Origin of the sequence: Rothia gullae (assembly GCF_024294905.1) — a bacterium.
GTDB lineage: Bacteria > Actinomycetota > Actinomycetes > Actinomycetales > Micrococcaceae > Rothia.
The window spans coordinates 318,879-336,544 of the sequence record NZ_JANCOC010000001.1 but is presented as its reverse complement, the minus strand read 5'-3'; the positions used below and the strand labels follow the sequence as shown (position 1 = coordinate 336,544).

Here is a 17,666-nt window from a genome sequence, read left to right as displayed (position 1 = left end):
TCTATGGTGGCGCGTACTGATGTGTCTGTACTTGCGGATACGCTCAATGAGATTGTGAACGGTGCGCGCCGCGACCTGGCAGAGATTGCCCAAGCCCTTATTGATACCCCGGATGAGGTGAAGCGTGAGGTCATGCTGGAGAGCATGTACGGGCTGGTCTCTGACTATGGAGACGCTGCCGCGGTGGAGTCTCTGGGCTGGTATCTTGCGTTGCGTGCTGAGGCTGTGGGGCTTGACGACGGGTTCCAGCCGGCTCTTCCTGAGCAACTACCGGAGGACGTGGTTCACGCCTCGACCCGGTGGGCATTGGGAGAGCTAATGAAAGGTGAGGACCCGGAGAAGGCTCTTAAATCTTTGAATGGGGTTCTTGACCGTTTGGTGAAGAAGCTGGGGCGCGAGAGCATTGTGCGTGCTGCTGATTCGGACCCGAAGCGTCCTCGGTGGGCGCGCATTCCTCATGGTCAAACATGCGCATGGTGTTTGATGTTAGCTTCTCGCGGGTGGGTGTATCTGGATGCCCAGTCGGCAGGTGCGGCAAGGCAATGGCATGGTGATTGTGATTGTCAGATTGTGCCTGCGTGGGGTAAGAAGACTCCGAAGATTGCCGGGTATGATCCTGGTGCATTGTATGCCCAGTATGAGGCTGCTCGTGATGCTGTGGTTGCTCGTAAGCAGGGTAAGCATGGGTATTCGCCTTCATTGGCGGAGGTGGCTTCGTCATGGCGGGAGATGTATAACCGTGGTCGGGGTGAGAGTGTTCAGATGCCTAAGGTGCTGCGGGACTATTCGTCAGGGTGGCCTGAGTATTTGGAGTTGTTGAGGCCTGGGCAGTGGCAGCATATTTTGGCTCGTCATGGTGAAGGTGGGAATGCTCCTACTACATTTGGCACATTAGATCCTGGGGATATAGCTATTCTTCTGTTAGGTGTAGTTCAAACTCCTAGATCTGAATGGGAACCAGGTATTTATCCAGATACGTATGAAGGCCATACGGATGTACCTGGTATTGGTATAGTGCGATGCGTGTACCAAATGAAAAATGATATATTGTCTGTACGGAGTTTTTATCCGATTGAGAATAAAGAAGCTGAAGACTATGTTGGATTGGGAAAAAGCTAAGATTCTATCTGCTGTTATGCGAACCCGTACCCTGGAGGAGCGGACACGACCTTTTGTTGAAGAATTTGATAATGTGGGTGAGTGGGAGTTGGCTCTTGCTAGCGTTATTGGTGATTTTGTGAAGCAAAAGGTTACTTTTCCGTATGATGTTGCGGTGCTGGCGGATCATGAATTTATGCCTGATGATCTGGTCGAGAGCATGTGGACTTACGCTACTGAAGAGTTCGACTATGAGGCTCATCTAGACCTCCTAGAGCGTTAGATTTATATAATTAGAAGCCCTGTGCACGGTGTGCGTGCACGGGGCTTTTGTGTACCCATTTTTTGATTGAGTTTTCCACTGTACGGGCGGTGGTGAAATGCCCGGTGATGATCCATTGACAAAACCCCGTGCACGGTTCTCGTGTGCGGGGTTTTGGTGTACCCCTTTTTGGAGGTTTGTATGAGTGAAGAAAATAGCGCACCTGCTGAGGTCGCAGAGCCTAAGAGCGCTACTCAGGAGGGTGTAGAGGCACCGGCAGAGCCTGGTAACGGTTTTGAGCCTATTACCAGCCAGGCACAGCTGAACAAGGTGCTCAATGCTCGCTTGGCGCGTGAGCGTGCGAAGTACTCCGATTATGCGGAGCTCAAGAAGCGTGTTGCCGGCTGGGACAAGCTTGTAGAGCGTGCAGAGACCGCAGAGGCTCGACTGAGCGCTGTGGAGCATGAGAACCAGGTGCGTGCGTGGCGAGCTGCAGTGGCCTCTGAGTATGGTGTCCCCGCCGACGCCCTGCGCGGAGACACCGAAGAGGAGCTGGTTGCACACGCTAAGCAGCTTTCGGAGCTTATCCAGACCCCTGCAGCAGAACCGGCACGTGTTGTTGTGACCGGTGTTGCTGAACCCCAGAACATGGCGCTGAACAGCGACGGAATCGCAGAAGCATTCCGTAAGGTTCTGGGTTTGTAAGAACTATAGACACAAAAATGTGAAAGGAGGGTGACCATGGCCGTCACTAAGGCAGTCACCACCACCGATTTCTCCGGCTTCCTCAAGCCCGAGATGGCAGAAGCCTACTTCGAAGACATTAAGCGCGTCTCTGCTGTTCAGCAGATGGTGCGACAGGTACCCCTGGGGGCCTCCGGTATCGAGGTGCCCGTTGTCACCTCTAAGGCAACCGCTAAGTGGGTTGCTGAAGGCGCAAAGAAGGAATCTACCAGCGCAGGTCTGGGTCTGAAGACCATGAAGCCCATGAAGATCGCGGCAATCGTCCCGATCTCCGCAGAGGTTGTCCGCTCTAACCCCGGCAACTTCATGTCCCTGGTTCGTGACCAGGTCGCCGAAGCAATTGCAGAGGCCTTCGACGCGGCAGTACTGCACGGCACCGACACTCCCTTCGGCGTAGGCCAGGCACTGACCAACACCACCAAGACTGTGGCTCTGGGCACCGCAACAGAGAACAAGGGCGGCATGTTCGCCGACCTGAACTCCGGCCTGGACCTGCTGGTCAAGGACAACAAGGAGCTAACCGGCTTCCTGTTCGACCCCTACGCAGAGCCTAAGCTCAACACCAGCGTAGACACCACCGGCCGCCCCCTGTTCGTCTCCGCACCGACCCAGGACACCGCGTCCCCGGTACGCTCCGGTACCGTGCTCTCCCGTCCTGCTCTCTTCGCAAAGGGTGTGCGTAACGGTGTAGGCGCAGGCAACGTCGTAGGCTTCGGTGGTGACTTCTCCAAGGCAATCTGGGGCACCGTAGGCGGTATCTCCTACGACGTCTCCACTGAAGCAACCGTCACCATCAACGGTCAGCTGACCTCCCTCTGGGAGAACAACCTGGTTGCCCTGCGTGTCGAGGCAGAATACGGCTGGCTGCTGCATGACAAGGATGCATTCGTTAAGTACACCATCAAGTAAGGAGACGTAGATGGCTAGCATGGACAACGGCTACCCGCTCGTGCTTGCGGAAGACCTACGCGCTCGCTGGCCTGATATGCCTCTTGGCTCGGATGCAACCGCCCAGGTGCTTCTGGAGGATGCTGGGGCGCTTATCCGTGCCTCGGCTCCCCACTGGGCGGAGCTGGACGAATATGTGCTGCGCATGGTTGCCTGTGCCATGGTCAAGCGTGGCATGGCAGCATCAGCTTACCCAGATGGTGCCTCCAGCATTTCCCAGACCGCAGGACCGTACAACCAGCAGGTAAGCTTCAGCAACCCCAGCGGAGCTCTCTTCCTGACCAAAGCAGAGAAGAAGCTCCTAAAGGTGGGCTCTCAGAAAGCATTCGTCTATGACCTGCTCGATGAGGAAGTGGTGCGCTAATGTACTGGCTCACCACCCAGCACACAGTACGCCATATGCCTCTGGAGGAGTACACGGAGGACAGCTGGGGCACTAAACACTCCGTGTGGGCCGACCCCGTAGAGGTTGAGGTCTTCGGCTGGGCGCCGCCGTCACCTGACACAGAAATAAGGGACATCGGCACCGGTGTACGCCGAGACCTAGACCTCTACACCCCAACGGGGTTCGCCCGCCCTGGCGACCACGTTGTTATCGACGGGAACCGGTGGGAAGTCATCGGCTACCCCGAAGACTTCACGCATGGTCCGTTTGGCTTCCCTGCCGGCTACCGAATCAACCTACAACGAGTAGAAGGATAGATGTATGGGAAAAGCAAAAGTCGAGCTCAACCTCGCGGGCTTCCATGCTCTCCGCACCTCACCAGAGATGCAAGCAATCCTCGCCGCCAAAGCTGGCGAGATTCGCAGCCGAGCAGGCACCGGATTCTCATCAGGAGTCAAAGCAGGCCCCAAAACATCCGTCGCTCGCGTCTGGCCGAACGGCAAGGAAGGCATGCGCGCCGAAGCAAAGAACGGCGCACTATCCAAGGCAGTCGGAGGGTGGGGAGGTAGCAAATAGTGGCGAATGAGGTCATCCAATACGGAGATGTCTATAGCCGCATCCGCAGCATCCTCACCACCCACCTCAAAGTGCCTGTCCACGTCGCACGCATACCCAGCCCCCGCCCCGACAAATTCATCGTCATCACCCCGTCAGGCGGCGACGAGAAAACAGTCACCCACGCATCACGGTCAATAATCCTCGACGTGTGGGCAGCGCGGGAGAGCGAAGCATACGCGCTCGCTGAGAAGGCAGGCGCGTATCTGCGTGCGACGAAGAACAACGTCAGCGATGAGGTTCTGATCTACTCCATCTCTCCATTGGGTGGAATCGTGTGGATGCCAGACCCTGATGCTGACGTTCCACGTTTTCGGCAGAACTGGCAGGTCATCTGCCGCGGCGCTGTCGTTGACACATTGAATTAACCATCAACGAAAGGAACTCCCAATGGCTAACGTTGCTGACAACGTGCGCGTGGGTATTACCGGCGGATTTTTTGTTGGTCCGGTAAAGACTACGCTGCCGGCGAGTGCGTCTGCATCGATTGACCCGAAGTTCAAGGACCTCGGCTATATCAGCGCGGATGGCGTTACTCAGACCATCGACTCCGACACGTCCGATATTAAGGCATGGCAGAACGGCGATGTCGTCCGAACTATCCAGACCTCTCACAAGGTCAGCTTTAAGATGACGCTCATTGAGACCAATGAGGAAGTCCTGAAGCTCTACTATTCCGACGCTACCGCCACTGCAACCGCAGTAAAGATGACCGGTGCACAGGCACCTCACTTCTCGGGTGTCTTCGATGTACTTGACGGAAACAAGACTATCCGCGTCTGCATCCCTGATGGTCAGGTGGCTGAGCGCGGCGATGTGGTCTACAAGAACGACGAAGCAATCGGCTACGAAGTGACCATTACCTGTTACCCGGATGCGAACGGCGTGAAGGCGTACAAGTACCTGGGCACTCGATAGGTCGGTAGATACCTACTAGATGGAGGGTAAGCCGCCCGTTTTTAGCGGCTTACCCTCCATGCTCACCTAATTCCTGGAAGGACACGACACATGGGCAAGAAGCGCAAGAAGGCAATCAGCCTCACCGACCATAAGAGCAAGAACGGCCAGGACCGAATCATCGTCCATCTGCGCGGCCGTGACTGGGAAGTCAACGCCGCGGCACTTGATGACGCCGAGCTGATGGAAACCCTGATCTCACTGGACGAAGGCAACCCCAAGGGTATCTTCACCGCCGTCCGTGCACTGCTGGGAGACTCGCAGCGCAAGGACGTCATGGAGGTCCTACGCAACCCGGAGACTGGCATCGCATCCATGACTGATTACACCGAATTCTTCACTGATCTCATGCACTCGCTGAACCCAAACTCCTGACGCTCGTGAAGCTCCTTCGGGAGCATCGCGAGCTGATTGAGATTGACCTCATCCGGTTTTACGGTCTTCGCTTTGGAGAGCTTCTCACTAAATACGGCCCTCGCCTCACGGCTGCTATGGTCGTGCACCTGCCCGACGATTCTGCCCTTATGAGGGAGCTCGTCCAGGGATGGAGCCTACAGGACCAGCTTCTTGCCGGCATCTTTGACCGTCTCGCGGAGGCGAATTGGCAGAGGACCGAGGATGGGCAAAAGGGGCATAACCGCCCCAACCCGATTCCCCGCCCTGGAGTCAAAAGCGAGAACTCCCAACAGCTCGGTTCAGGTGCCATGTCGCTCACAGAGGCACGGCACTGGGTTGCTGAGCGGCGCGCCGGCGCCGGTACGGACATCGCCGAAGAGACCACCACAATTTAGGAGGCAACAATGGCAGGCTATGAGCTCGCGAAGGCGTATGTCTCGGTCATCGCTTCGACTAAGGGAGCCGGCGCACAAATCATCTCCGAGATTGGCTCTGCCGGTGAGCGCGCCGGTAGCGAAGCAGGAAGCAAGGCGTCTGGCGCGTTCGGTCGTCTCTTCGGCGGTGCTATCGGCGGCGTGGTCACGAAGGCGCTGGCAGGGCTCTCGCTGGGTACGGTGCTCGGCACTGCGTTCAGTAAGGGCTTCAATCGTCTGAAGGCGATTGACGTTGCTCAGGCTAAGCTTCGAGGTCTGGGAAATGACGCTGACGCGGTGTCCGTGATTATGCAGAACGCCTCTACATCGGTTAAGGGCACCGCGTTCGGTCTGGATGCGGCGGCAACCGCGGCGGCTGGTGCGGTGGCTGCTGGTATTCAGCCGGGTGAGCAGCTTGAAGCAGTTCTGAAGTCCGTCTCGAACTCGGCCGCGGCATCAGGCTCCAGCATGGAGGAGATGGGCGCAATCTACAACAAGGTTGCGAGTGTCGGCAAGGCTCAGAACGACGTTCTGGCACAGGTCGCAGACCGAGGCATCCCCATCTACCAAGCGTTGGCTAAACAGCTTGGCGTGACGGCAGACGAAGTTTTCAAGATGGCCTCTGACGGCAAGATTGGGTTCGACCAGTTCGAGAAGGCTATGACTTCTGCCGCTGGTAACGTGGCATTCGAGATGGGTAATACGCTACCTGGCGCGTTCGCCAACGCGCAGGCTGCCTTGGGTCGTTTTGGTGCGAATATTCTCTCTGGTGTCTACCCGACACTGACGAAGTTTTTCTTGTCGTTCCAGCAGTGGATGAAGCCTGTTGAGGCGATGGGTAAGACCATTGGCGAGAAGCTTGGCTCGGCGATGGAGTACGTTGTCCGTGTTGTCTCGCATGCGGCATCCATCGTGGGTCCGTCAATTGGCGGGCTCGTGATGAGTATCGGCAAGACGCTCGGCGCTATCCTGCCTCCGCTCTGGGATGCCTTCTCAACAGTTGGGTACAGGGTTGAAGAGGTTATCTTCACCATTGCAAGCGCGATTCAGAAGCTCCTCCCAGAGGTCGGCGGACTGGGTGATAGCGCGCTGAACCTGACGAACCCGTTTGATGCAGTGACAGGTCTGGCCGACCTAGCTGCGGGTGCACTGGGACGCCTCACCGACATCATTAACAGGAACCCTGAAGCCGTGACTGCAATGGCAACTGCAGTCATCGGCGCTGTTGGTGCGTACAACACCGCCTCCCGTGCGATCGACGCGGGACGCACCGCACTTGAAACGTACCAGACCGCCGCCGACGCAGTAGGGAAGCTCAAGAGCTCCTTCGATGCCGTCGCAGAAGGCTACCGCCTCGTCGCATCGGGTGCCGGCACCGCAGCTGAAGTTGCCGACCTGTCACGCGAAGCGCAGATTGGCGCGGGAGCATTCAAAGCCAAGGCAGCCGCACTCAAGGTAGCTTCTGCTACCACCGTCGCATATAAGGCGGTGCTGTCGGCGACTTCAGGTGCTCTCGGGTCCTTCCTGGGTGTACTTAAGGCAAACCCGCTCATGGCGGTGGTTGGAGCGCTGGCTCTCGCTGGCGCGGCACTCGTCACATTCTTTACCCAGACTGAGACTGGCCGCCAGATGTGGCAGCAGCTTATGCAGGCAATCGAGCCTGCGCTGAATACGATTATGCCTCTTATCGGCCAGCTGGGTGAGAAGCTGATTCAGTCGCTTCAGCCGGCACTCCAAATCATAATGCCTGCGCTGCAGCGATTTGCGGAGATGGCCGGCGAGGTCTTTGGCCAGGTCGTCCAAGCTGTCCAGCCGGTAATCGAGAGCCTCATTCCTCTAATCGGCAGCGCTATCCAGGCTCTGCTGCCGATTCTGGGGCAGATGGGTGCGGCGCTGATGGAGTCGCTCGGGCAGATTGGGCAACATCTTGCACCGCTGATCCCGATTTTTCTCCAGTTCGGCACGCAGATTGTTCAGGCGCTGTTGCCTGTTGGCCAGCAGCTCATGACTCAGCTCGTGCCTGCGCTCTCCCAGCTCGGCTCAGCTGTGGTGGCGATGCTCCCACAGATCATGGATATCTTTGTTCAGCTCGGGGGAGTCATTATGCAGCTGGTGCCGGTCTTCGGTCAGATTCTGTCGGCGGTCGTGGATTTGGGCGTTCAGGTGCTCGCGGCGCTGATGCCTGCAATCCAGGCTCTCCTTCCGGTGCTCGCGACAATCATCGGAGTCGTCGCTGGCGTGGTTGCGGTCATTGTGACCTCGCTGATTCCTGTCTTCATATCCGTGGTGCAAGCGATTGTCCCGCTCATCACGACACTGATTGATATTCTGGTGCCTGCAATTCAGGCGGTCTTGAATGTGGTCACGACTGTGGTGCAGGCAATTGTCCCGATTGTCCAGGGTGCCCTCAATATCGTCGTCGGCATCATCAAGACAGTGACCGCAATTATCAAGGGCGATTGGAGTGCAGCCTGGGAAGGCATCAAGCAGATTCTCTCCGGTGCCTGGGAAGTCATCAAGGGCATTGTCGTTGGTGCAATCAACATCGTCAGCTCCATCATCACGAACGCTGTGAATCTGATTCGCAGCATCTGGGATGCCGCTTGGAGTGGTATCGGACGCATTGTCTCGACCATTTGGGAGGGCATCAAGAACGGTATCTCCGCCGGCATCAATACCGTAGTCGGGTTCTTCCAGTCGATGGGATCTGACATCATTGGGGTGGTGCGGGGCATCCCTGATCGGATGCTCTCCATCGGTCGTGACATCGTGGAAGGCATCGCCACCGGCATCCGTAACGCCGCCAGCGCGGTTCTTGACGCCGCAAAGGGCGTCGTCAACGCACTGCCTGACTTTGTGAAGTCAGCGCTGGGTATCCATTCGCCGTCTCGCGTCATGCGTGATCAGGTGGGCATCTGGATCCCCGCGGGTATCGCAGAGGGCATCACCCAGGGCGCAGATGTGGCAGTCGATGCGGTCAAGGACATGACCGAAGCCGCGGTCGAAGCCGCAGAGGCAGGAATGGGTACGCTCAGCGCGGCACTCACTCCTGGCGCGCTCAGCGGCTCTGTCTCGCTTGGCGTGCGGTCATCCTCGCTCACCCGTGCACTCTCTGCATCCGCAGGCTCGGCACCAGGTGCTGCCGCCTCCGGTGGGCTCCACGTCCACGTCAACGCGGCTGACGAGATGTCACCTGACCGATTCGGCCGCCGCGTCGGAGAAGCAATTAACCACCATCTCAACCTTGAAGGGGTCCTGATCTGATGATTGGCCAGCACCGTCACCGCGTCACGCTCACCGGAGCTCATGGCTCCCTCGTCCTCACAACCTTTGAGGATGGAGCCAGCGATGACGGGCTGGAGGTCTGGGTGACTGGCCTGCAGGGCTGGGACGGCGGCACCGGTGTAGAAGCTGCCGATGTCCAACGCAAGATTGGGCACGGCATGCTCTCCTACCCGGCGCGCCGTACCGGCCGTACCCTCACTCTCAAGGGAACCATCATCGCGAAGGCTCTGCCCATTCGCGAACTCGCCTCCCGGTTCACCTCATCCCTGCTCTGGGACGGTGAGCTGGGTGCGCTCTCCGTCGAATCCGACAACGGCATCCTCACCTGTAAGGTTCGAATCGACGGAGACCCAAAAATCGAATACCTGGGCGACACCGCGTTCAACTTCGAGCTACCCCTCCTTGCCCCGGAGCCATGGCTCTACGGGCCTGCCGTCACTACACAGATATTCCCCGCCGGCGCCAGCGTGGGGCTCCGGTTCAACCTCTTCGCGCCGGCACCTAGCGGGGTTATCTCCTTCGGTTCCCAGGCTCCTCAATCCGCAGCTATCGCCCATGAAGGGAACGTGACTGCGCACCCCACCTACATCATTCGGGGTGAGTGGTCGTCTGGGTTCCGAATCACCAGCGGCGACCGCGTCATCGAGTATCCATACGCGGTCATCACCCCATCACCGGTCACCATTGACTGCGCCCGTGGCACCGTCACCATCAACGGCACCGATCACACCGCAGACCTCACCCGTCGAGACTGGCACTCAATCTCTGCAAAGTCGGGGTTCGCGCCCACCATCGAAGCGCTCGCGCCTGCTACTGGTTGGTGCGACGTTATCGTCCGAGACACCTACCTATAGGAGAGCACCCATGACTACCGGTTTCGGTATGGCACCTGACCGTAATGGCAATGGAACGACGCCTGATGACTTGCAGGCAGTCATTGCCGCGCAGTACCCCGAGCCTGGAATTATCAGCGGTTGCGAGGTTAAGGGCACCGCCGCAATGAGCTACCAGATTACCGCCGGTGCTGTGTGCATCCACCTCGCGCCGGGTCGTGCAGTACTCGTGCCGGTGCCTGCGCAGCAGATCACGACTCAGCCCGCCCCGACTAACGGGGCGCGAGTCGAGTACATCTACGTTCAGCAGCTGACAGAGCCTGTCAACGGCTCCGTGGCATCCAAAGTGGCAATCGGTGCGACCGTGCCGGCCAACGCAGTGATGCTGTCCAAGCGTGAGATTCGTGCGAACGTCAAGGCGACAAACGCCACCCAGGAGGCCGGCAACATCGTCTTTTCTCGCCCGGTCGGTGGCTCCCTCGGCGTTCTCTTCCACCACGAGACGACTCGCGACACCCCGCACAATCTTGGAGAGTTCCGCCGCGGGGCAGGCACCTTCTTTGTCCCGACTGACCGAACCGTCGACATTCGCCTCACCTCCACGGTGACCACAGCGACCAGCGAAACAAATGTCACCCCGGTCATCGCCAACGGCTCCCTCTTCTACGACGTCTACATCGACGACCGACTGGTACTCCGCCGTGAACGCGCCTTCAACAACGTCTGGGAATCAAAGGACTTCTCCACCATCCAGACACTGCAGAAGGGCCAGCACCGCATCCACTACATCGTCCGCCACACCACCTACGGGCACCCGTACTGGGTCGTGCGCGGCGAAAATGGCGGCTTCCCGTTCCCCGGCGACGTCATCACCGTCACCGACATCGGCGTCGCCAAAGATTGACTTCCTCTACCCCGTTCACGGGGTAGATTCCTACCAACAACCACGCTAAAGCGTGGCTGCTCTCGGTGGGTGAACGGTATCAACAATGACCGCACCGGCAAGCCGACGTCTTACACCATCTCCTCCATGTTCGTTTATCCTCTCGGCAAGCCCTGCCGCGAGCATAATATTAACCGCCGCGTTCAAATCCCTCTCAACGCGGCTACCACAACCAACACACACCCAGTCCCGAACATTCAACGGCTTCCTGCCGTTAGGTGTTCCGCAGATAGAGCAAGTCTGAGTAGTAGGAGCGAAGCGGTCAATCCCCACCACTTCACGCCCCCGCTCTACTGCTTTTTCCTTAATCAAGCGGGTGAGCTGTCCCCAACTAGCGTCCAGCACACTCTTACCCAACCTAGTCTTAGCAAGACCAGCAATTGAGAGGGTTTCCAGGGCGATGACTTGGTTTTCATCAACGATCTGGTTCGCTACTTGGTGCAGGTAATGGGAACGGGTGTTTTTCACTTTGGAATAGGCTTTAGCTACCTGTAGGCGTTGCTTAGCATAACGGTTGCTGCCTTTCTTCTTTCGGGCTAACTGTCGTTGCAGTTTCCCTAGTTTCTTCTCTGCCTTCCGCAAAGGTCTGGGGTTGGCATAGACAGTGCTTTGCCCGTTGCTGTTGATGGTGATAGCCAGGTCTTTGAGTCCCATGTCTACTCCTACGGCGTAAGCGGTAGGAGCTGGGGTGCTCTTAGGTTCTGCTTCGACAACGAAGGAAACATAATAGTTCCCATCTGATTCTTGAATCAGGGTTACAGATGTAGGGCTAGGGGGTAGAGCACGAGAGAGCACAAAGCGCAGTTCCCCGATTTTAGATAATCGAACGAATCCTACACCGTGGCTTGTCTGGCGAACAGAAAAGGCTTGAGAAGTGAACCTAGCTGTCTGTCGTGAGGATCGTTTCTTGAAGCGTGGTGCACTGACTTTAGGGCCTTTACGTTTGCCGGTGGCTGAGGCAAAGAAATTACTGTATGCCTTATCCAGATCACGCAAAGACTGTTGCAGAGGAACAGCAGAAACATCAGAGAGCCAAGACTTCTCAGCAGTCTTTTTCAGGTTGGTAAGACGGGCTGAGAGTTCTTTGTTAGATGGCTTTTTCTTTGTTTCCTTGTAGCAGTTTTCTGAGTAGGCAAGCGCGTCGTTATAGACCACGCGAACGCACCCAAATAGGGCAGCAATCGGCTGTTTTTGCCCTGGTTTCGGGTAAGCGCGGTAACGGTAACGCTTGATACTCATAACCCCTATTATATACTTGGTGTCATGGAAAACGATGCCGATATTAGGCGTGGTAGGCATACAGTTTGGGACTTGCATGTTCACTTGGTGTTCATTACTAAGTATCGGCGTGATGTATTCACTCACGACATGCTCACTGCTTGCGAGAAAACCATGCGAGAGGTCTGCGAGAACTTCGGCGCAGTCTTAGATAAGTTCAACGGGGAAACAGACCATGTTCACCTGCTAGTGCACTACCCAGCAACTATAAGCGTTTCTAAGCTAGTGAACTCTCTTAAGGGGGTTTCATCTCGTGTGCTGCGGCGTGATTTTGAGGCTGAGATTACCCCGTTTTTGTGGGGTGGGCATTTGTGGTCGCGGTCCTATTATGCTGGTTCTGCTGGTGGTGCGCCATTGAGTGTGATTGCTGAGTATGTGAGGTCTCAGGATCGGCCTGGTGTCTGATCTCCACCCTAAAGGGTGGAGTCTTCTTAGCAATCTGGATAACCAACAACAGCAGGAGGAACAATGACCGGGTACGGGCTGCACTGGATCCACACCACCACCGGACAAGTGGGCCCGCCCATCACCGTGCACAACGCCTCCTGGAGCATCGAGCTCAACAAAACGGAGGAAATCTCCCTCACCGTCGATAAGAAGCACCTCAACACCATCAACCCCACATGGTGGGAACCTCTCTCAGGCGGAGTCCTCCTCACCTACACCGCAGCAGACGGGATAGCGCGCCCCATCATCGCCGGCCCAATCACGGATTGGGGCAAAGAAACAACAACCAGCCTCGAAATCAAAGCCGAAGGCCTCCGAGCACTCTTCGAAAAACGCACCATCTGGCAAACCCTCGAATACCGCAAAACCACACTAGGCGAAATTGCCTGGGCGCTCGCTGTGCATGCGATGGACCGCCCGGGTGGGGCGCTGCCGCTGGTGCATGGCACGGTGGGCGATACGGTGGGGGAGCGTGAGCGAACGTATGAGGGGTGGAACCTCGCAAACAACCTCATTGGTAAGCGATGGACTGAGCTATCGGGTGTCATCAACGGTCCTGACATTATGATTCGCCCACGCTGGGCAGATGACGCGCAGACACGGATTGAATGGGCTTTCGTGCACGGCACAGAGGGGTGGCCGTTCATTGCTCAGGATTGGGTTCCTGACTTTGACACGACCGCCGATATGGGTGAGGTTCCGGACGTCTCTGTGACTTCCTCTGGCAAGAATCTAGTGCACCGTATCTGGTGCACTGGTGCGGGCGAGGGCGAGGGCACGGCCCGCGCCCATGCTGAGATCCTCTCAAGTGTCTGGCGCCGCGACCAACCCTTTGTCGAAGACGTGATGAGCGATGCAGACCAAGCAAGCCCCGACGTCCTACGACAGAAGGCGCACGGTGAGCTCCTATCCCGCCAGGCGATGATTGACCAGGTCACGCTGACGTTCGCTGCGAACTCGCAGAAAACGCCTCTGGGCTCATTCTTTGTCGGGGACACTGCGAATGTGACGCTCGCCGGCTGGAAGACGATTCCCGACGGCACTCGACCTATGCGAATCATCAAGATGAACGGCGACCTCAGCCCACAGGTCACACTGGATTTCCAGCAGGCACAGTGGGAGAACAAGTGACTTCCTCCCCTCCCTCACGGGAGGGGCTTCCTACCAACCAGACTGCGATTCCGGCCAGGTGAGTTCATCACCGGCCATCACCACCACAGGCTAGTTCTCGATGGGTTCTTGCTTCACACAAGGACAGCGCCAGCAAGCTGACGTCTTACACCCTCTCCACAAGCGTTTAGGCTCTCGGCAAGCCCTGCCGCGAGCATGATATTCACCGCCGCATTGTAGTCACGGTCAAGGTGGGTATTGCAGTGGGTACATACCCATGTTCTGATGTTTAACGCCTTCTTGCCCCCTGGCGCCCCGCACACAGAGCAGGCCTGGGTAGTGGGGGCGAACCTATCAATCTTGATAAGCCTCCCGCCGGCGTTAGCTAGTTTATAGTCCAACATGCTGATGAGTGTTGCCCAGGCAGCGTTATTGATTGATTTCGCTAACCGGGTGCGCGAGAGTCCTGCGATGTTCAGTGTTTCTACTGCCACTGTTTGGTTTTCACGGGTGATAGTAGAGGTGAGTTTGTGCAGGTGGTCATTGCGCTGGTTGCGGGTTTTTTGGTGGACTTTAGCTACGTTGGTGGCAGCTTTTGCGCGGTTGTTTGAGCCTTTCTTGGTGCGGGCAAACTTACGTTGAGCACGGGTAAGTTTGCGCTGGTTTTTCCGGTAAAACTGTGGGGTGTCAATCTTGTGCCTGTACCCGCTAGTGGTAGTGATGGCAGCAAGGTGGGTAAGCCCTAGATCAATACTGGCAGCCTGGGCTGGGGCGGCAGCGCGGGGCTGGGTTTCAAGGATAAAAGAGGCCCAGTATTTGTCGGTGCTGTCTTTGCTGATGGTGAGGCTGGTGGCAGTCTCTACATTGCGCCCTGCCTTGCCTTTGACCCAGCCGACCTTGGGGATGTAGAGCTTGAACTTCCCGCGCTTGGCGTCGTAGGCCTTGATTTTGAAGGAGTTGGCCCCAGGTAGGCGAAACGACTGAACCCCTTTACGGGTACGTCTGGGTTTTTTTGCTTTCTTGCCCGCGGCACGTTTTTTCACCATTGCAGCGTAGGCATCTTTAGCCTGAGTGCAGGACTCCTGCAAAGCAGCCGCTGGTGCCTGGGTAAGCCAGGGGAAAGCCGTCTTTTTATTACTGACTGTCAAGATAGAGCGTAATTGTGAGTAGGTCTTACGCTGCTGCACCTGATTCTCATATTCGTAGTCACGGTAGGCGGTGTACTGGTTGAAGATGAACCGGACGCAGCCGAAGATACGCGCTAAGTCTTGTTCTTGCCCGCTGGTGGGGTAGATTCTCGTTTTGTACCCTTGCTTGCTCATGGTTCACCTCCAATCTACCGTAAAATACTACCTAGAATTATACACTCTACAATAAGGAAAAACACTGTGAATAAAGATGATTACAGGCGTGGTAGGCATGTGGTCTATGATTTGCATGCTCATATTGTCTTAACCCCCAAATACCGCAGAAAAGTGATGACCGAGCGTGTCCATGCCCTGATTGAAGAGACCACCCGCGAGGTCTGCCAGCGATTTGATGTTGTAGTAGATGAGTTCAACACAAATCAAGACCACGCCCACCTGCTGATTACCTACCCACCCAAAGTTTCTCTATCCACCCTGATTGGGGCTATTAAGACCAATACTGCTAAGCGGGTGCGAGCGGCTGGGTTTGAGGAAGTGCAGCGGGCTTTATGGGGTGAACATTTTTGGTCACCGTCGTATTTTGTGGCTTCGACAGGTGGGGCGCCTTTGGAGAAGGTGAGGGTCTATGTGCAGCAGCAGGGGCAGGTTCCTCGGGGGCCGGGGAATCCTTTGTGGTGATTCATCCACGCCCTGACGGACGTGGGTTTCTCACCACCCACCAGCTAAAAGAAGGAGGCAACGCATGGTGATGTATATTGACCAGCGCCCTACCCGCACCGCCGATACGCTCCGTGAGCAGATGCGCCGGCTGCGTGTGCCAGCCTCAACACCTCATGGAATCAAGATTGCCACTGCTGCAGAGGCCACCCTGTACATGGACGCCGCCGGCACGGCTCGCCGCTGGGATGGAGACACTATCGCCAGCTTCGACGCGCGCCTCTCGGAGGCAACCAAGGTCGTATCGCAGGCACGACAAACCCTTCAGAAGGCAGAGCTTGGGCTGGTCGAGGCGGAGTCCCGCATCCAGGCAGTGGAGCAGCAGACAAGCAAAGACGCCATCACCAAAAAGGCGGTGGCGGGGCTCAAAAGCTTGTCGGAGCCGTGGATTGGGCGGGACATGATTGTGCCCGGCACTATCGATGTGCGGCGTTTGAACGTGACGCAGGAGCTGGCCGCACAGGTGGTGCGCGCCATGAGCACCGAAACAAAGAAACTCGTCGTGACTGAGGATGCAATCCTGGCGCGGGCAACCGTCATTGAGGGGCTGGCTGCCTCTGAGGTGGTGGCGCAGAAAATGGTCACCTCCGGCATGTTGCAGACGACCAAGGAGGCGCGGCGTGGGGTGAAGATTACCCGTGACGGTATCGCCGCCTATAACCACCTGGGTGAGCAGACGGTGAAGATTGACGCCGGCGGCAACGAAAACGAGTTCCGGGGGACTTTCCACACCTCGGATAAGTCCAAGCCGGGCATTTCGATCCTGACGGAGGCGGGGCGTGGCGCCGCTGGTAGCGTGGATTCGGTGATTGAGATGCGCACCGGCGCGGATGGCGGGCACACCCCCAAGGGTGTTGTGCGCATGAACCCGCAAGGTGCTTTGACTTTGGGTGTGCAGCCGGACGGGTCGAATAGCGCCGATGTGAAGGGGCTTGTCGTGCTCCCGAACGGGGATGTGTCCGTGCAAGGCACACTACGAGTGAACCAGAATCTTTATTTGCGTTCCCTGTTTGAGCAGTCTGAGACGTTCGCGTTCGTCTCGATTGGTCCGTTGGATGAGATCCCCTCACACAGCGCTAGGACGTACAGGGTGACGTTTAGGGAGCAGGTGCAGCTTCCGGTGGTGTTCGCGATAGCTGGCGCTACCGGGCAGCCGCTAGTGTGCACCAACCTAGCGTCATCCCGGTCGCATGCGGATGTTGTGGTGCACAACCTGGGCGGGCAGGGATCTGGCAGGTTCTGGCTGGATGTCGTGTGCCTTCCCATCAAACGATAAGGAGAAACGAAATGACTTTGGAGCAGTGGCAGGCTAAAGCATTGTGGTTGCAGCAGGAGAATGAGCGGCTGCGTGCGGAGCTGCTGGACGAGCGGGTGCTGGCTGGGGTTATCCACCTCACCGACCCGCAGGGGCAGCCGGAGCCGACCGTGCAGGTGCTAGACGGTGATGACCCCGGCGTGGGCAGCACCTCTACGATGACGCCGGCGAACCCGTAGAAAACCCCTACAACGAAGCGCCCAGCCCCTGGCTATGGGTACTACAAACCGACTGGGCAGAAGGCGACACTGTTTTCGAGACATACGTGGCAACCTTCTACCCGCAGCACAAGAAATCCGTATAAGGAGGCGAACATTGGCAAAGTACGCCCACATCACAGGGCGATTCAAGACCCACCAGCAAAAGTACGGGACCCAGGTACCCGCAACCGGAACCGTAACCTTCACACCGACCAGCTACGCCACCGATCAGGAGACCGTGTATGTCCCTGGCGCTCGCACTGCGTACCTGGTGGACGGTGTCCTTCGCGAAGAACCTCATGGTGGCGCGGAGGGGGTTCTGCTGCTGGCTCCCGGCGAGGGCATGGAGCCGTCAACCTGGGCGTATAAGGTGACTGCTTCTCTGCGTGACGAGCGTGGCAACCCGGCCCCGTTCCCGCCTGGCTTCCTGGAAGTGGCCGCCGATGAAACTATCGATTTGGCTCATCGCGGCCTCACCCATGCCCCGACTGGGGAGCTTCACTGGACGAATATCCTCGGGGAACAGGGAAAGCGTGGCGAACAGGGTCCTAAGGGCGATAAGGGTGAGGCTG

The 17,666-nt window shown here is 57.3% G+C and carries 22 protein-coding genes; 20 read left to right on the top strand and 2 right to left on the bottom strand.

All coding sequences use genetic code 11. The features are described from left to right. Window positions 1-3: 3 nt before the first annotated feature. From NML54_RS01455 to NML54_RS01395, 14 genes are all read left to right on the top strand, one after another. Complete coding sequence (locus NML54_RS01455) at window positions 4-1,119, top strand: VG15 protein (RefSeq protein WP_254755555.1); 1,116 nt, start codon at window positions 4-6, stop codon at window positions 1,117-1,119. Then, window positions 1,097-1,381, top strand: a complete 285-nt coding sequence (locus tag NML54_RS01450) for a hypothetical protein (RefSeq protein ID WP_254755554.1) — start codon at window positions 1,097-1,099, stop codon at window positions 1,379-1,381. Before NML54_RS01455 ends, NML54_RS01450 begins: the two co-directional genes overlap by 23 nt. A gap of 180 nt (window positions 1,382-1,561) precedes the next feature. Next, on the top strand, window positions 1,562-2,065 hold the full coding sequence (locus NML54_RS01445; protein ID WP_254755553.1) for a hypothetical protein: 504 nt from the start codon (window positions 1,562-1,564) through the stop codon (window positions 2,063-2,065). A 36-nt stretch (window positions 2,066-2,101) separates the two neighbouring features. Next, window positions 2,102-3,013, top strand: coding sequence for a phage major capsid protein (locus NML54_RS01440; RefSeq protein ID WP_254755552.1), 912 nt, complete (start codon window positions 2,102-2,104; stop codon window positions 3,011-3,013). A 10-nt stretch (window positions 3,014-3,023) separates the two neighbouring features. Further along, window positions 3,024-3,416, top strand: a complete 393-nt coding sequence (locus tag NML54_RS01435; protein ID WP_254755551.1) for a Gp19/Gp15/Gp42 family protein — start codon at window positions 3,024-3,026, stop codon at window positions 3,414-3,416. Next, window positions 3,416-3,754, top strand: coding sequence for a hypothetical protein (locus NML54_RS01430; protein WP_254755549.1), 339 nt, complete (start codon window positions 3,416-3,418; stop codon window positions 3,752-3,754). Before NML54_RS01435 ends, NML54_RS01430 begins: the two co-directional genes overlap by 1 nt. A gap of 4 nt (window positions 3,755-3,758) precedes the next feature. Further along, entirely contained in the window at window positions 3,759-4,013 is a 255-nt protein-coding gene (locus NML54_RS01425; RefSeq protein WP_254755548.1) for a hypothetical protein, read from the top strand. A gap of 71 nt (window positions 4,014-4,084) precedes the next feature. Then, the gene (locus NML54_RS01420; RefSeq protein ID WP_254755546.1) at window positions 4,085-4,420 is read left to right on the top strand and encodes a hypothetical protein; all 336 of its coding nucleotides are present in this window, start codon (window positions 4,085-4,087) and stop codon (window positions 4,418-4,420) included. A gap of 22 nt (window positions 4,421-4,442) precedes the next feature. Next, a complete protein-coding gene (locus NML54_RS01415) occupies window positions 4,443-4,970 on the top strand; it encodes a phage tail tube protein (RefSeq protein ID WP_254755544.1) in 528 nt (175 codons plus the stop codon). Between the two features lie 90 nt (window positions 4,971-5,060). Beyond that, window positions 5,061-5,384, top strand: a complete 324-nt coding sequence (locus NML54_RS01410) for a hypothetical protein (RefSeq protein ID WP_254755543.1) — start codon at window positions 5,061-5,063, stop codon at window positions 5,382-5,384. A 116-nt stretch (window positions 5,385-5,500) separates the two neighbouring features. Continuing rightward, a complete protein-coding gene (locus tag NML54_RS08940; RefSeq protein ID WP_371925775.1) occupies window positions 5,501-5,800 on the top strand; it encodes a DUF5361 domain-containing protein in 300 nt (99 codons plus the stop codon). Between the two features lie 9 nt (window positions 5,801-5,809). Next, a complete protein-coding gene (locus NML54_RS01405; protein WP_254755542.1) occupies window positions 5,810-9,082 on the top strand; it encodes a tape measure protein in 3,273 nt (1,090 codons plus the stop codon). Beyond that, window positions 9,082-9,957 (top strand): phage tail family protein, encoded by an 876-nt coding sequence (locus NML54_RS01400; protein WP_254755540.1) that lies wholly within the window; start codon window positions 9,082-9,084, stop codon window positions 9,955-9,957. The genes NML54_RS01405 and NML54_RS01400 overlap by 1 nt, the downstream gene beginning before the upstream one ends. Window positions 9,958-9,967: 10 nt before the next feature. After that, window positions 9,968-10,840, top strand: a complete 873-nt coding sequence (locus NML54_RS01395; RefSeq protein WP_254755538.1) for a hypothetical protein — start codon at window positions 9,968-9,970, stop codon at window positions 10,838-10,840. Between the two features lie 45 nt (window positions 10,841-10,885). On the opposite strand, the gene NML54_RS01390 is transcribed toward NML54_RS01395, so the two are convergent. Continuing rightward, window positions 10,886-12,244 carry an RNA-guided endonuclease InsQ/TnpB family protein gene (locus NML54_RS01390; protein WP_254755537.1) on the bottom strand — a complete coding sequence of 453 codons (1,359 nt, stop codon included), beginning with the start codon at window positions 12,242-12,244 and terminating at the stop codon, window positions 10,886-10,888. Between NML54_RS01390 and tnpA (NML54_RS01385) the strand changes: the two genes are divergently transcribed. Together tnpA (NML54_RS01385) and NML54_RS01380 are read left to right on the top strand one after the other, a co-directional pair. Further along, complete coding sequence (tnpA, locus tag NML54_RS01385) at window positions 12,143-12,562, top strand: IS200/IS605 family transposase (protein ID WP_254755535.1); 420 nt, start codon at window positions 12,143-12,145, stop codon at window positions 12,560-12,562. The two genes, NML54_RS01390 and tnpA (NML54_RS01385), sit on opposite strands and share 102 nt — an antisense overlap. A 63-nt stretch (window positions 12,563-12,625) precedes the next feature. After that, the gene (locus tag NML54_RS01380; RefSeq protein WP_254755533.1) at window positions 12,626-13,735 is read left to right on the top strand and encodes a phage tail family protein; all 1,110 of its coding nucleotides are present in this window, start codon (window positions 12,626-12,628) and stop codon (window positions 13,733-13,735) included. Window positions 13,736-13,848: 113 nt separating this feature from the next. Here NML54_RS01380 and NML54_RS01375 read toward each other — a convergent pair whose 3' ends face one another. Continuing rightward, a complete protein-coding gene (locus NML54_RS01375) occupies window positions 13,849-15,036 on the bottom strand; it encodes an RNA-guided endonuclease InsQ/TnpB family protein (RefSeq protein ID WP_254755531.1) in 1,188 nt (395 codons plus the stop codon). A 66-nt stretch (window positions 15,037-15,102) separates the two neighbouring features. Between NML54_RS01375 and tnpA (NML54_RS01370) the strand changes: the two genes are divergently transcribed. The 4 genes from tnpA (NML54_RS01370) to NML54_RS01355 all read left to right on the top strand — a co-directional run. Then, complete coding sequence (gene tnpA, locus NML54_RS01370) at window positions 15,103-15,540, top strand: IS200/IS605 family transposase (protein ID WP_254755530.1); 438 nt, start codon at window positions 15,103-15,105, stop codon at window positions 15,538-15,540. 64 nt (window positions 15,541-15,604) lie between these two features. Further along, window positions 15,605-16,855, top strand: coding sequence for a hypothetical protein (locus NML54_RS01365; protein ID WP_254755528.1), 1,251 nt, complete (start codon window positions 15,605-15,607; stop codon window positions 16,853-16,855). Between the two features lie 11 nt (window positions 16,856-16,866). Further along, window positions 16,867-17,073 carry a hypothetical protein gene (locus tag NML54_RS01360; protein WP_254755526.1) on the top strand — a complete coding sequence of 69 codons (207 nt, stop codon included), beginning with the start codon at window positions 16,867-16,869 and terminating at the stop codon, window positions 17,071-17,073. Window positions 17,074-17,209: 136 nt separating this feature from the next. Beyond that, a partial coding sequence (locus NML54_RS01355) for a hypothetical protein (RefSeq protein WP_254755524.1) occupies window positions 17,210-17,666 on the top strand: 457 nt, incomplete at its 3' end.